The sequence below is a fragment of the Roseivirga echinicomitans genome, from assembly GCF_001592935.1.
GTDB classification, from domain to species: domain Bacteria; phylum Bacteroidota; class Bacteroidia; order Cytophagales; family Cyclobacteriaceae; genus Roseivirga; species Roseivirga echinicomitans.
Genome location: NZ_LRDB01000011.1, coordinates 21,560 through 36,021 on the forward strand (window position 1 = coordinate 21,560; position 14,462 = coordinate 36,021).

Consider the following 14,462-nt stretch of genomic DNA (forward strand, 5'->3'; position numbering starts at 1 on the left):
CCCTTACAGGGTGACTTATAGCAAGCTTGGTGCTCTACTTTTATCATAAAAAACAGTGAATAGTCTAAACCTATTACGCCCTTTCAGGGCTTAATTAACCTTATATTGAATCAGGAATGGGTTGCACCCATTCCTTGGATATTTCGCCCCGTTGGGGCTTTTGGTTTACTATTATTTAGCTTGTCATTGTTGAATGAACAAAGGAATTTCGCTTTAGCCAGCCCTGAAAGGGCGCAATAACAAAACGAAGGGTGAAACCCTTCGTTAACCGAACCATACCTTTATGGAAGTCCTGTAAGGACGATGCATAGCTTTGCGTTCTTCGCCCTTGTTGGTGTTCTTCACCAACAAGCCGCCAACCAACTGTTCTTAGCGGTGTGCAATAATCCAGAAACTATTCTTACCTTCTACTCATCTCATCTCTGAGGTTTTTAGGGGTGTAAAGTAACAACAAGATTTATTTATGAAGTATTCAACCAAAGCAGACTCGTCTTCAAAAAACAAGGCCTCGATTAAGGTGAAGCAATCAGACATCGCTTTTGGGATTACACCCGAAACGGCTGATAGTTTACCTAACCCAGCTGAATTGTTTTTGGGTTCCTTTTCCGCCTGCATTCTTAAAAATGTGGAGCGTTTTTCTGTGATGATGAAGTTTGAATACAGCCATGCGGAAATAACCGTGAATGCAACACGACTGGAAAAGCCACCAAGAATGGACGAAATCAATTATGAATTGAAGGTGTACAGTCAAGATGAGAGTCTGAATATTGATCTACTCAAAAAGAATATTGAAAAATTTGGGACGATATTTAACACTGCGAAATTAGCCTGTTCTATCACTGGCGAAGTCAAGAAAATAGCCGAATAGAATATCTAAATAAGGGGCACCCGCGCCCTACCATACATTTACTAAAACCATTTTGATACATTTATTAAAAAATCAAATGGACAACGACATCACCAACCTGTTAACCGCCAAATCAGAACACATCAGGAAGCTTCAGAGCATTGTAAAAAAGGCAATCGAAGATGAAACCTTAATTACCACTAACCTTTTAAATCCACCTAAAGAGATTCTCTCTACAGGGCAAAGCATTTCAGATAAAGTCGCCAAGTTTGGCGGCAGTTGGGCATTCATTATTACATTCTTTGCTATACTCATTGTTTGGATTCTCTTTAATACACTGACTCCCATCCGCGATAATTTCGATCCCTATCCATTCATATTAATGAACCTCATTCTTTCTTGTATTGCGGCACTGCAAGCTCCAGTAATTATGATGAGCCAAAACAGACAGGAGGAAAAAGACAGGAAACGCGGTGAAAATGACTACCTCATTAACTTAAAAGCGGAATTAGAAATTAAGGCGCTGAACGAAAAAATTGACCTTTTGATGGAAGAACAAATACAAACACTGTTTGAAAGTCAAGCGCTACAACTAGAACTGTTGAAAAAGATTGATCAGAGACAGGGATGAGATTATTATCGTGGGCTTTTGATAAAGTTAGAACTCAGGTTCTTGCTCTTAAACACAAGTTTCTCACCATCTACTGATCTAAGGGTGAACATCAGAGCGAGTTTAATGTTCTAATGTTTATTGGAAGTAGCAGACATATCCTGAACTCTCAAGCTTCGGGATCAGGGTAACAGCCCTATCTATGGAATTCGTAAATTGAAACATGAGCAGAGGATTTGTTAAAGAAGACGATCAGGAAGAAATACCTCTTGTACCCGCAAGAGTCAACTTACCGGAAGGCGTAACCAATTATGTTACTCAGGTGGGTATGGATGAACTTTTGGAAGAAAAACAGAAGCTTATCGATGAGAAAGACCAGCTGGGGCTTACGAGTGAAAACGAAAAACGAATTGCGGTCAATCATATCAACGCAAAGCTGCAATTGCTGAATAACAGAATTTCTACCGCAAAGCTTATAGAACTAGAAGAGCAGCCAAAACATGAAGTACGGTTCGGTGCTTGGGTAACTTTAAAAATAGGTACCCAAACCAAACTCCAGCGCTATCAGATTGTGGGTGTAGACGAAGCTGATATTTCTAAAGGAAAGATTTCATTCATTTCACCCATTGCTCAAATATTGACAAACAAGAAAGTTGGAGAAAAAGCCATATTAAAGTTGGCAAAAGAAGATCGGGTATTTGAGATTATGAAGATTGACTATACACTGTAGGGACAATTCGGCTACTTCTTCCTCACATAAATCGTCTTATGTACTTCGCAGACAACCTCCCCTTCTCCATCAGTTACTGTCAGGTCGAAGAAATAATCCTTTTTACCTGCTGCAGTTACTTCTTCCCGTATTTGGGCTAAAAGTGGCTCTGTCAATTCAAAAACACATTTTACGGTTCCTCTTCCTGGTTTCTTAAAACGAATGGAAGCAGCTTTGTCCCAAACAATATAATCATGACCTAAGGTATTCATCAACAAAAGCATATAGAACGGATCGCACATCGCTAACAAAGAACCTCCAAAGTGAACTCCTACTAGGTTTTTGTTCCACCAACGAAGTTTCAATTGCACTTCGGCCTTCATGAAATCATCAGACAAATAAGTGAGTTTAATACCCGCTCCCATAAATGGAGGATACCAATTGATCAGTTTCACTTTTTGTTTTCGGGAAAGTAGCGGCATAATGTTTATTCTTTTTAAAAGGTGAAACGTGTTTTGTTCTGAAACCCTTAGCTTTGCAGTTCAAATTTATCATAACATTTCATGACAGCAGAAATACAAACCGAAAAAGGGGTAATGAAAGTTGAGTTCTTTGAAAAGGACGCCCCAAACACAGTAAAGAATTTTACTGACTTGGCTAAAAAAGGCTTTTATGATGGTCTTACTTTCCATCGTGTACTTCCAAACTTCGTAATCCAAGGCGGTTGCCCTAATGGAACTGGCGCTGGCGGTCCTGGTTACAAAATCGACTGTGAGTTAGACGGTGAAAACCAATACCACGATCGTGGTGTACTTTCTATGGCGCATGCAGGTAGAAACACTGGTGGTTCTCAGTTCTTTATTTGCCACAGCAGAGACAATACTGCTCACTTAGACAGAAACCACACTTGCTTTGGTAAAGTTGTAGAGGGTATAGATATTGTTGACGAAATCAAAGAAGGTGATAAAATCAATAAGATCGTTGTAAGCGAAGCTTAAGAAGCATTATCATATAAAAGCCTCGGTTTGAAGATTCAGACCGAGGCTTTTTTGTTTCTTTCAGACAATACAAATCTACTTCAATTGCCCCATAATCATATTGCGATAGCCCATTAAGGCATCTTGAGTCGCTTGTAGGTTCTCTTTGAATGCCGCCATGCCTTTAGGCTCAATATCTAGCGTAGCATTAAAAACATCTCTGTAATAGTCTGCCCAAGTATTGATAATATCTTTTTGCTCGGCAAGGTCACCTCCGTTGGCAAGGGCTTCTTGACTCAATTTCAATTCTGCTTGTAAACGCATAGTAGCTGCCATTGAAGCTTCCGAAAGCATTACGTGTGCTAAGCGATCGTTATTTTCGGTTAATGCGAAAGAGATGATCATTGCGCCTATTCCTACATTCTTTAAAGTCACAGGCGATACCTTATCGATTCTATCTTGGTCGGTATGGTAAAACTGATCGGTGAAATGCCATAGCAACAAGCCAGGGATATTGGCCTGAAGGAATGGTGTGTGATCGCTGCCCCCCTCAAATGGATTGTAATTCACTTCCCAATTCTTTCTCTCGCCAATCATATCGAAAACACCGATGGTCAGGTCGTTGAAGTAGTGTGGTTTCAACTGTTCTTTCTTCAATGGTCTTCCACCCCACTCCGAATGTTTCTCTTTTCCACGCGTCCAGATGGCTCCTGGATCAGGCATTTTTTCGATTAAGAAAGAACCGCCAGTGATCGCAGTATTCTCTCCCACCATGTCTAAGCTCATTCCCCATTTGATTCCTTTTGCGCGTTCAGCGTCTTCTTGCACGTATCTACGTGTCGACACAATTTCATCACCAAAAAGGTAGGTAATGGTGCGTGCAGGATTCACCTTTCCTGCTTTTAAAAGTCGGGCAGTAGAAGAAGCCACTTCACCCAAAGCACCTACTCCAGTTGCGTTATCGTTGGCACCCGGCTCTTGCACGTGCGCACTGAATACAAAGCGCTCATTCGGCAATGCACTTCCTTTTACTTCCGCCACCAAAGTCAATTCTTCTGATTCGTAAATTTTCGTTTCTAGGTTGATCTTTACTTTAGTCTGTCCTGCTAAAACTGTTTTTTTCAATATTTCATGTGCCTTATAAGAAAGTAATACGCCAAAAGCTTTAGCTTCTTCATCATTAGATATCCCTGTAAACGAAATGGAGTTTTGATGTTTCTCAGGTTGGTTATAGGCTGGCAAACCATAAGTAATTACACCAGCAGCTCCGTGCTTTTTAACGGCTTCATTAAACGTACGCCCCGGGCTACCTTCAGTCATTACGACTTTGCCTTTTAAGTCCATACCATCTAGGCTTTCAGCAGAAACCTTTTCTACATACACTACTTCATATTCCTTTTCGCCACCCGTGCTATAAGAATAGGAAGCAATCATATTGAAATTGGTTTTCAGGTTGAGTAACTCCTTATTTCCAATTTTCAAGGATCCCGAAACCGGCTCCCAAGTAGGGCGTGACATCGGTCGCTTCTCAATTCTATAAGTAAGCCTGTCTGTTGCTTTTGCGTTTTCTTCCAACACATAGCCCGCATTTTTTAATTTTTCCACCACATGGTAAATACTGTTATTGAAACCTTCGTTTCCTGCCAATCGCCAATATTGCTGCACATAATCCACAGTCTCAAAGGCCGATTCTTGATTGAATTCAGCATCGGCCATCGTGTAGTAATCCTCAATAAAAGAGTCTAACTGCTGGGCATTGGCCTGAAATACAGACAACGTAATCCCCAAAAACAAAATAAGTGTCCTTTTCATCTTCTATTTATCAAATACGGTTGTTGAAAGATTGTCTATTCTACAAAACCCCATGTATAGAGCTTCTCGTAAATTTCTAAGCAAATCCAAGCATCGGTAGCAGCATAGCGAATTTGCTTTTCAGTCAGTTGCTCTAACTCCCAGTTAGACGTCTGGGCAGATTTCGAAATACGAATCCCCATGATCATTCCGGCTAAGTTTCTAGCACCAATATTTTCAGCCCCAATCTCAACGAACTTCTTATTCAAGTCTAAAAAGCCCTGATGATTGAACGCTTTGAGGTTATTCAACAAGTTGAAATCATCATCCAACCCAATACCAATTTTAGTAATTTCTGGGTTCTCCAAAAAATCAATGATACACGGCAAAAGCCCAGTCTGCATAATTCTTAATAAATACACCTTCTCAGGTGTACCGATCTGAATTAAGGAAATATACCTGACTTGCCCTTTCTTAAAGGTTGGCCTTGCTTCAGTATCGAAACCAACTGCGGTGAACTCATTGATTTCATCCATCGCTTTTTTAATGGACTCCTCTGTACTTGCGATGACCACCTTCCCTTTATAGCCAGAAAGTGGTAATTCCATAATTTCTTGCTTGGTTATTGATTTGGTAAAACTCATTCTTCAGCTAGGGCTTCTTCGGTCTCTTCAGCTTTTGAAGGATCTATTTTTCTGATTTTGATATTGAGGTACGCAAAGGCTACGGTCATTAATGGGCTGATTAAATTGAAGAAAGCATAAGGCAAATAAGCACCTGTTGCTACGCCCAAAACACCCGAATGATAGGCTCCACAAGTATTCCAAGGAATGAGTACCGAGGTTACTGTTCCCGAATCTTCTAAAGTTCTTGATAGGTTTTCTGGAGCTAAGCCCTTTTGCCTATAAATATCCGCATACATTCTCCCTGGTACCACAATGGCTAAGTATTGGTCCGATGCCGTACCATTAAAAAATATGGTCGTTCCAGCTGTAGCTGCCACCAAAGAACCCGTTGAGCTTACCTTTGAAATTACCGCGGCTGCAATTCGCTTTAGTAACCCTGTTCTTTCCATTACACCACCGAAAATCATGGCTGAAAGAATAAGCCAAACAGTGTTTAACATACCCGCCATTCCTCCGGAAGTTAGAAGTTCATCCACCATGGCATGACCAGTAACCACACTAATATCTCCGTAAAGTGACTTCATGATCCCTACAAAAGTGACTTCCCAATTGGCCCCTTCCCAACCAGCAACCGAAGTGACTACCTCTGGCTGAAAAATCAAAGCGAAAACAGCGCCCAAAAGTGCTCCAATTAAAATGGCTGGAATAGCCGGTACTTTCTTTAAGATCATTCCAATTACCGCCAACGGCACTAAAAATAACCATCCATTAATATTGAATCGTGAAGTGATGGCTGTCAAAATCTCTCCTGTTTCGGTGATTTCACCACTTCCTGAATTCGTGAAGCCTAAGATTAAAAACAGAATTAAGGCAATGGCAATTGACGGCACAGTCGTTAAAGTCATGTACCTGATGTGGGTAAACAAATCCGTACCTGCCATGGCTGGCGCCAAGTTCGTAGTATCTGACAATGGTGACATTTTATCTCCAAAATAAGCGCCTGACAAGATCGCTCCAGCAACCATACCTTCGTTCAATCCCAAAGCTTGACCAATACCAATTAAGGCAATCCCCACAGTGGCTGCGGTGGTCCAAGAGCTACCGGTGGCCATTGAAACAACAGCACAAATAATACAAGCCGCAAAAAGGAATATAGTAGGGTTAAGGATTTGCAATCCATAATAAATCATGGCGGGTACAATTCCGCTTAAAAGCCAAGTACCTGCCAAGCAGCCTATCAAAAGTAGAATGATAATGGAGGCCATTGCCGAGCTAATACTTTTTACAATTCCATTCTGAATGGTATCCCATTTATATCCCAACTTGAGCGCCACTAAGGTTGCAACGCCCCCCGAAAGAATCAGAATAATTTGATTTGAGCCATCAAGTGAAGAATCTCCAAAGATTCGGACATTGATAAAAAGAGCTACTACTAAAAAGATAATTGGTATAAAAGCCTGAAAAAGAGTAGGCTTACTGTGAGTGTTCGTCATAGTTATTTTAAAGTCAGGATTTGAAGATAAGAAGATTTATTTTATTCGAGCATTAGAGATGCCAAACGCTGCCCAACTTTGCTTCCAACGGCAACTCCCATTCCTCCTAACCTCACGCCTAACACAATATTTTCGCTGTGCTTCTGAACAATGGGTTGTTTGGTTTTCCCAAAAGCCATAATGCCTGCCCAAGCCATATCCACCTCAATTTTTTGATTTGGAAGAATGATGTTTTTCAAATCAGATTTCAGTTTATCTAAAATCAATTCCCTCACTTCGAACTCGGTACTCTCCTCCCCTCCAATATCTAGGTTTCTTCCTCCGCCAAAAATGATTCGGTCTTGATAATTCCGGAAATAGTAATAACCTTCTTCATAATGGAAAGTACCTTTAAAAGGAAGGCCTGTAATCGGCTTTGTTACCAAAACCACACCCCTACCAGGCTTTAGCGCTATTTCGGGTAATAGCTTTCGGGTAAATGCATTGCTACAAATGGCCAGTTTTCTGGCCTTAAAACTTACTTCAGGTGTATTTACGGTTACGCCTTCTGGGGTTTCTTCGAAAGAAAGCACTTCGCAATTGGTAAATAACTTAATACCCAATTGCTGCGCAAGGGCTTCGAGTGCCTTCATCATTTTCCCCGTGTCGATTTGCGCTTCCAATGGGTTTTTGATCAATGATTTTACTTGCTGTTGATCAAAACCAAATTCACTAATTAAACCCGCTGCTTCTGAATAAACATGCTGACCAAAAAGAGGCTTTAGCAATTCATTAACTTTTTCAATCGAGTTCAATGCATCCAAATCACTTTCGAAAAGCAATTCATAGCCCCCATAATTTTTGAAGCCAATATGATCATCGCCCAAACGAGATCGAAGCAATTCTAAGCCTTTCCAGCGGAATTCAACGAGATCTTGCACCTCCGTTTCTGTCATCCCCTTCAAATCATTCATGATTTCTGTTAGACTACCAAAACAGGCAAAACCAGCATTTTTAGTACTGGCACCAGTCGGAAAAGTACCTCGTTCCAAAATTGCAACGGACTGATTCGGGAATTTCTCCTTGATGGCCACGGCAGTAGAAAGCCCAACTATCCCCCCTCCTATTATTATATGGTCGAAATTTATAAATGATTGTCTTTCCCAAAAACTGAGCATATTCTATGTATTTAAAGAAACTTGCCTAAATTAATTGAAAAATGTAGACTATGTTCGATCCAGCCCAACTCTTAGAAAAAGCAAAAACATCAAAACGTCATATGGCACTCCTTAATTTTGGGCTTTCGAGGATGATTCCTTTCAATAAACCTCATGGTATTAAGATTGTAGCCATTGGTGATAAGTCAGTAAAGACCCTATTTCCATACAAGCGAAGCAATTTCAATCACATCAAAGGTTTACATGCTTGCGGTTTGGCCACTGTTTCTGAATTCACTACGGGCATTGTTTTACTTTCCACTTTAGATGCGAAGCAATACCGAATTATTATGCAGAAAATGGAAATGAACTACCACTACCAAGGTAAAATGGATTCTTTCGCTGAATTTTCTGTCACTGAAGAATGGCTACAGAATGAAGTAATCAAACCATTAGAAACGCAAGAGTCTATTGTGGTGAACTGTGAAGTAAAAACCCACGACAGCGCAGGAAACCACCTGACTACAGGCAATATCTATTGGCAAATCAAGGCTTGGAACAAAGTTAAAACGAAAGCTTAACCGCTGATATAAAGCCAGTTTGTAGCATTAGGGCTTTCGTTTATCTTTCTCAAGATAGAAATTTGACAAGCCTTATGAAAAAGTTATTCCTTGCCTTATTAGTTGCCACAGTTGTTGTTTCGTGCAAATCTCCAAACACCTCAAACGAGGCTGGTTTCATCACATTATTGGGAAATGACACCTTAGCGGTAGAGTCTTTCAGCAAGTCGGATGGTTATTTTACAGCCAAAGTGGTGCTGCGTTCACCAAGTCTATCACTCAGGAAGTATTATCTCACTTATAGTAATGATGACTTTTATAAACTTGAAGTTACCCAGTTCGATCCGACTGAAGGTTTCAATGGGCCAGAAACTTTAGTTCAAAGGATGACGCGACAACAAGACAGTCTTCTTGTAGAATCAGAAGGTAGAGATGGTGCAACGGTCAGAACGGTGGCTTTTGAAAAAGACATGCTTCCTTTTATAGACATGGTGCACTGGCCTTTTGATTTGGCTTTCAACAAAGCAGTTCGAAGCCCAAGTGACAGTATTAACCAAAGGCTTTGGACGGGAAGAAGCTTTTCTACTTTTATAATTGCCAAGGAAGGGGAAGATAGCCTCACCATCCGTCACCCCTCTAGAGGTGTAATGGGTGTGGACATTGAAAAGAATGGTAACATCCAATTATTAGACGCAGCGCTTACCACCAGGAAGTTAAAAGTGCACAGGGTTAAAAGTGTAGATATCAATAAGATTGCAGACTCTTTTGCACAAGCCGACAGAAACGGCAAAACCTTTGGTGAATTATCCAGCGCACCTGAAGGTCATTTTGAATTTAAGGGTGCAGAATTTGATATCTCTTATGGCTCACCGCAAAAAAGAGGAAGAGAAATTTTTGGTGGTATAGTGCCTTGGGGACAGCTTTGGAGAACTGGCGCCAATAGAGCCACCCATTTCAAGACTTCAAAAGATCTTAAAATTGGGGATCTAGACGTACCTGCTGGTGAGTATACCTTCTTCACCATTCCAGAGCCTAATGGCGGAACCCTGATTATCAATAAGCAAACAGGCCAAAACGGCCAATCCTATAACCAAGAGCGAAATTTAGGGCGTGTTCCAATGAAGATCAGTCAGCAAACCAAAATCACTGAACCTTTTACTATTAATGTTGAAGAATCAGATAACGGTGGCGTTATCCAGCTAATATGGGATCAAACAGTTTTCTCAATTGATTTTATAGTGCTTTAAAGAATCATTTTGATAAAAGGAAAATAGGCTGAGTTAAATCAGAACCTAAAAACCTTACATCTAAACACTACTCATTAGAAGAGCCGGGAGATTTTCAGGCTCTTTTTCTTTGCCCCAGTTTGGGGAATGGTATTTAGCCACTATCTTTAACTTTCCTGAAAACAATTTTTTTTTTGATGAAAACCAAAAAGCGTAGAAGTACGCATTGTAGTAATTGCGATAGCCCACTGGACGAAAGTTATAACTTCTGTCCTACCTGTGGTCAGTCCAATACCGACAATAATATTACCTTTTCGATTCTGATTAGGGAGTTTTTAGACAACTACCTTGGTGTTGACTCTAAGATGGCCAATAGTATAATGCCGTTTTTATTCAGCCCAGGGAAATTGACAAATAGATTTCAGGACGGGAAAATTAAGCACTTCATTCATCCAGTTAGGCTCTATCTGGTACTCAGTGTATTCTATTTTTTCGTCATCTCATATCTACTCAGTTTTGATCTAAGGGAATTAGGGGATGATAGCTTCAACATTCCATCTAGGGCTGACATAGAAGAACTCCGCAACGATCCTGATTTTGCCATCCTAACGGATTCATTAAAAATTGAGGCCTTAAATGACTCTCTGGTCATGCAATTTGCTGGCATAAGCAACTTCAACGTGCTCTATGATTCTCTGGTCAGCAAGTATGATTCCGCTATTATCAACAACACTGAGGTAGCACTAAATGCAGTTGACCTTATTGCCACTGACGAGAATGAGCACTTTCTTGATAAAACCAATCGCTGGGCCAGGGATCGAAGCTTAAGCGATGATGCTTTCATGGATTCCCTCTTGGGCAAAAACGGTACGTTCAAATTCTTTGGAAACACAAGTTCAGAGAACACAAATGAAAACAGTCAGCATTTAAAAGCACAGGTTAGAAAGGTTTTAAAAAATGAGGAAGGCTTTAAGGGCTTTATTCTTGGTAACCTTCCTATTATGATGTTCTTACTTATTCCTTTATTTGCATTAGTACTTAAAGTAGTGTATGCAAGACGTAATCACCTCTATATAAAACACATAGTACATGCGCTTCATGTGCACTCCTTTGCTTACTTTATATATGGCATCAGCTTACTCGTGATGTTTAAACTACTCGTTGGCCACACCGGTTGGCAGACTACAGTTGGAATATTCACTTTTATTGGCGTGAGTACTTATGTGTATGTTTCCTTCTTAAATGTGTACAAACAAGGTTGGTTCAAAACCCTCGTCAAGTTTAACATTGTAGGCTTTATCTACATGCTCCTCCTAATGGGTTTCTTCAACCTAGAAATACTAATCAGCTTCTGGTATTACTAGTGAATGGCTTTTAAAGCTTTGTAGTTGGCTTCAATAATTTTATCGGCTAATTCTTCTGTAATTGAATCTGAAATAAAGAGGGTCTCAAATTGAGAAGGCGCTAAATAAACGCCATTGTTAAGCATCTCTCTAAAGTACTTCCCAAACAAGGCTGTATCACAAGTTTTGGCCGAATCGAAATCTGTTACTTTCTGGTTTGTAAAGAAAATACTGATCATAGAGCCAATTCTATTCATGGTATAAGGTAAGCCCAACGTATCGAGGTTCTTTTGAAAGCCCTCTTCTATTCGCTGAGTAATATTGGCCAAACGCTCATACAAACCATTTTCATTTTGGATTTGGTTAAGCATGGCCAAGCCTGCAGCCATGGCTACTGGATTGCCAGAAAGCGTTCCTGCTTGATATACTGGCCCCACTGGCGATACAAAATCCATCAATTCCTTCTTTCCACCGTATGCACCAACAGGCATTCCGCCTCCAATAATTTTACCTAAAGTAGTCAAGTCAGCCTGTACATCGAAAACACCCTGTGCTCCTGACTTCGACAAACGGAACCCCGTCATCACTTCATCAAAAATGAGGATAATTCCATACTTATCACACAGCGCTCTTAATCCTTGTAAGTAGCCTTCTTTAGGTAGAATACAACCCATATTACCAGCAACAGGCTCAAGAATTATAGCCGCAATTTCATTTCCTACTTTAGAAAGTAAATCTTTTGCTTTTTCTAGGTCATTAAAAGGAAGCGTAAGTGTATCAGCAGCGGTACCTTTGGTTACACCTGGACTATCTGGGGCACCCATTGTCATAGCACCCGAGCCTGCTGCAATCAAAAATGAATCACCATGACCGTGGTAGCAACCTTCAAACTTTATAATCTTATCTCTTCCTGTGTACCCTCTCGCTAAACGCACAGCCGACATGGTAGCTTCAGTTCCAGAGTTCACCATTCTCACCTTTTCAATGGAAGGAAACATGCTGCAAATCATTTCTGCCATTTCAATTTCGGCATTGGTGGGCGCACCAAAGGAAAGAGATGTCTTAACTGCATTTATAACAGCCGCTTCAATCTTCTCATTGGCATGACCAAAGAGCATTGGCCCCCAAGAATTGATCAGCTCAATAAAGGCATTATCATCTTCATCGTACATAAATGCCCCTTTCGCTCTTTTAATAAATAGCGGATTTCCCCCTACAGATTTAAAAGCACGAACAGGTGAGTTTACACCACCTGGAATAGATTTTTGAGCTTGGTCAAATAGCTTTTGACTGCGAGAAGTATTGAGCATCTGAAATTAATTATTTGATTGTTTTACTTTAGAATCCACCATCCTCAAAATCGGGGTGTATCTATTGTCGTTGGACAGTTGATAACTGAAATTATCTGTCAATTCGCCAGGCACCATTTGCTTCGTTTTTAGTCCAAACTGAAAGTATTTTCCATATTGAGACAACAGCCTGCCATATGTCACCATGATATCATAGCCAATGTAGGCATCGCCAAGTCTGTCTTCCTTTTTAGGCACAGCAGAAAACTTCTTTAAAAAGCGCTCTCTAAACTCTTTTACTGAAGGTTTTTCATAGTCAATCCAATTTGAACCCGTAAAAACAGCTTCTACCCTCTCTAATTGCTGGAAAGAGATGGATTGCTCTGAACTCAACCAACGTGATGAACCAACATAATAGATAGTATCTTCTCTGGCATCAATGCCGCTAATTACACTAGCAGACAGCGAGGGTATATCTGAGGCGATAAAGATATGGCCAAGGCTATCGGGCATGATCCCCAATTCTTCATTCAGAAAATCATCCTTCGAGTACTTTTCCCACTTCTTAACCCCGGCATCCAATAAAGAATCCATTTCAGCAATCATTCTAGCACGCTCAGCAGAGTCTTTATCCACTTTGATTTTCTCTACCAGCATCTGCTGAATTTTCACCGATTCATTAGGTCGAATCATTTGCTCAATCACTACATTGAAAGAATCCTTTTCAATGAGTTTCCTGTAGAGTTGTGCTCTAGGTTTATCCGCTTCACTGGCATAGAAAATTGCCACATTCTTATTTTTGGTCAGGTGCTTTCGAGTATACTCCGCAGCACTAATGGCTAAGGATTCATTACTAGGGTAGTATAGAAACGCAAATGGATTATCGATCAAGATTTCACCATTGGACGACAAAGGGTTAATAAAATTGATTTTATTCTCTTTCGAAAACCTAACCACTTCACCAATGGGGCCAGGATATGCTGGACCAACAATTAAATCAAGTTCTTTAAGTTTTGGATCAGCCAAAATAGCACGGGTGGTGGTGGCACTAGTTTTAGTATCGAAGGTCATCAAATTGATATTGATATTCTCTTCTGCCAATTTCTCTAGGCCTAATTTCATCCCTTGTAAGAACCTAACCGGCCAATCGTTCATCATACGAACTAGATTGGCAGAATCACCATTGTATTGAAATGGAAAGAACAAACCAATGTTATAGACCTCCTTTTTTGGAGAGAGATTCATTCCATCAATATTTACTTTGGGCGTGATGTTGAAAGTAGTGATCAAACTATCAATCAAGACAAAATTTCGATCCATCACATTCTCCGAGAGTAAGGATGTCAATAAATTGGATGCAATAATTGGGTCTGGATAATGTAGCAACAGGGATTTTAGTCGCTCTCTGTCCTTTTCTTTAGTCAAGTACTCTATTTTCAGTGCATCAATTTCTTCTTTGAAATTGTCATCAGTAATCGTTTCTAAATGATTCAAGCCATTTTCAAGCTCACCATTTTCAAAAGCAATCTTCGCCTGCCATAAGTTAATCTCATTCGCAGACTCAGACCAATCGGGGTAATTTTCTTCTAACTGAGTGAACAACCCTTGCGCCATAGCAGCATCACCAGAGTGATATGCTGAAATCGCATGATAAAAATTTGCATACCTGACCAAATCATTATCCTGCCCTAAAGCACTGATTTGATTAAATCTACCCATTGCCAAGGCATATTGTTCCCGGTCCAACAAAGCCTTTGCTTCATCAAACATGATTTTAATGTCTTGAGCAAAAGATGAATGACCAACAAGGGACAAGAAAATTAATACTATAAAACAGCGGGTCTTTATAATCATG

General features: G+C 40.3%; 14 protein-coding genes. 7 read left to right on the forward strand and 7 right to left on the reverse strand.

Annotated elements, in window-relative coordinates; genetic code table 11:
- The first annotated feature begins 463 nt into the window (after nt 1–463).
- From AWN68_RS08775 to AWN68_RS08785, 3 genes are all read left to right on the forward strand, one after another.
- Entirely contained in the window at nt 464–868 is a 405-nt protein-coding gene (locus AWN68_RS08775) for an OsmC family protein (protein WP_068414187.1), read from the forward strand.
- A gap of 76 nt (nt 869–944) precedes the next feature.
- Entirely contained in the window at nt 945–1,478 is a 534-nt protein-coding gene (locus AWN68_RS08780; protein WP_068414190.1) for a DUF1003 domain-containing protein, read from the forward strand.
- A 202-nt stretch (nt 1,479–1,680) separates the two neighbouring features.
- A complete protein-coding gene (locus AWN68_RS08785) occupies nt 1,681–2,187 on the forward strand; it encodes a GreA/GreB family elongation factor (RefSeq protein WP_068414196.1) in 507 nt (168 codons plus the stop codon).
- 11 nt (nt 2,188–2,198) lie between these two features.
- Here the strand turns inward: AWN68_RS08785 and AWN68_RS08790 are convergent, their stop codons facing one another.
- Nucleotides 2,199–2,648: a DUF4442 domain-containing protein gene (locus tag AWN68_RS08790; RefSeq protein ID WP_068414199.1), complete on the reverse strand. Its 450-nt coding sequence runs from the start codon at nt 2,646–2,648 to the stop codon at nt 2,199–2,201.
- 81 nt (nt 2,649–2,729) lie between these two features.
- Here AWN68_RS08790 and AWN68_RS08795 point away from each other — a divergent pair, with 81 nt between their 5' ends.
- A complete protein-coding gene (locus tag AWN68_RS08795) occupies nt 2,730–3,164 on the forward strand; it encodes a peptidylprolyl isomerase (protein ID WP_068414202.1) in 435 nt (144 codons plus the stop codon).
- 75 nt (nt 3,165–3,239) lie between these two features.
- On the opposite strand, the gene AWN68_RS08800 is transcribed toward AWN68_RS08795, so the two are convergent.
- Genes AWN68_RS08800 through AWN68_RS08815 form a run of 4 tightly spaced genes read right to left on the reverse strand, consistent with a single transcriptional unit; the run spans nt 3,240 to nt 8,210 of the window.
- Complete coding sequence (locus AWN68_RS08800) at nt 3,240–4,955, reverse strand: M28 family peptidase (protein ID WP_068414204.1); 1,716 nt, start codon at nt 4,953–4,955, stop codon at nt 3,240–3,242.
- Nucleotides 4,956–4,990: 35 nt separating this feature from the next.
- The gene (locus tag AWN68_RS08805; protein ID WP_157716142.1) at nt 4,991–5,542 is read right to left on the reverse strand and encodes a 3'-5' exonuclease; all 552 of its coding nucleotides are present in this window, start codon (nt 5,540–5,542) and stop codon (nt 4,991–4,993) included.
- Between the two features lie 32 nt (nt 5,543–5,574).
- Nucleotides 5,575–7,053 carry a Na+/H+ antiporter NhaC gene (nhaC, locus tag AWN68_RS08810; protein ID WP_068414210.1) on the reverse strand — a complete coding sequence of 493 codons (1,479 nt, stop codon included), beginning with the start codon at nt 7,051–7,053 and terminating at the stop codon, nt 5,575–5,577.
- Between the two features lie 41 nt (nt 7,054–7,094).
- A complete protein-coding gene (locus AWN68_RS08815) occupies nt 7,095–8,210 on the reverse strand; it encodes an NAD(P)/FAD-dependent oxidoreductase (protein WP_068414211.1) in 1,116 nt (371 codons plus the stop codon).
- 50 nt (nt 8,211–8,260) lie between these two features.
- On the opposite strand from AWN68_RS08815, the gene AWN68_RS08820 reads away from it, so the two are divergent.
- The 3 genes from AWN68_RS08820 to AWN68_RS08830 all read left to right on the forward strand — a co-directional run bounded on the left by AWN68_RS08820 (nt 8,261) and on the right by AWN68_RS08830 (nt 11,339).
- Nucleotides 8,261–8,770, forward strand: coding sequence for a DUF4442 domain-containing protein (locus AWN68_RS08820; protein WP_068414217.1), 510 nt, complete (start codon nt 8,261–8,263; stop codon nt 8,768–8,770).
- A 74-nt stretch (nt 8,771–8,844) separates the two neighbouring features.
- Nucleotides 8,845–9,996 carry a DUF2911 domain-containing protein gene (locus AWN68_RS08825; RefSeq protein ID WP_068414220.1) on the forward strand — a complete coding sequence of 384 codons (1,152 nt, stop codon included), beginning with the start codon at nt 8,845–8,847 and terminating at the stop codon, nt 9,994–9,996.
- A 176-nt stretch (nt 9,997–10,172) separates the two neighbouring features.
- Complete coding sequence (locus tag AWN68_RS08830) at nt 10,173–11,339, forward strand: DUF3667 domain-containing protein (protein WP_068414225.1); 1,167 nt, start codon at nt 10,173–10,175, stop codon at nt 11,337–11,339.
- Here the strand turns inward: AWN68_RS08830 and hemL are convergent.
- Nucleotides 11,336–12,628, reverse strand: a complete 1,293-nt coding sequence (hemL, locus tag AWN68_RS08835) for a glutamate-1-semialdehyde 2,1-aminomutase (protein ID WP_068414228.1) — start codon at nt 12,626–12,628, stop codon at nt 11,336–11,338. The genes AWN68_RS08830 and hemL overlap by 4 nt on opposite strands.
- Nucleotides 12,629–12,634: 6 nt before the next feature.
- Nucleotides 12,635–14,461, reverse strand: a complete 1,827-nt coding sequence (locus AWN68_RS08840; protein ID WP_157716143.1) for an ABC transporter substrate-binding protein — start codon at nt 14,459–14,461, stop codon at nt 12,635–12,637.
- Nucleotide 14,462 lies beyond the last annotated feature (1 nt).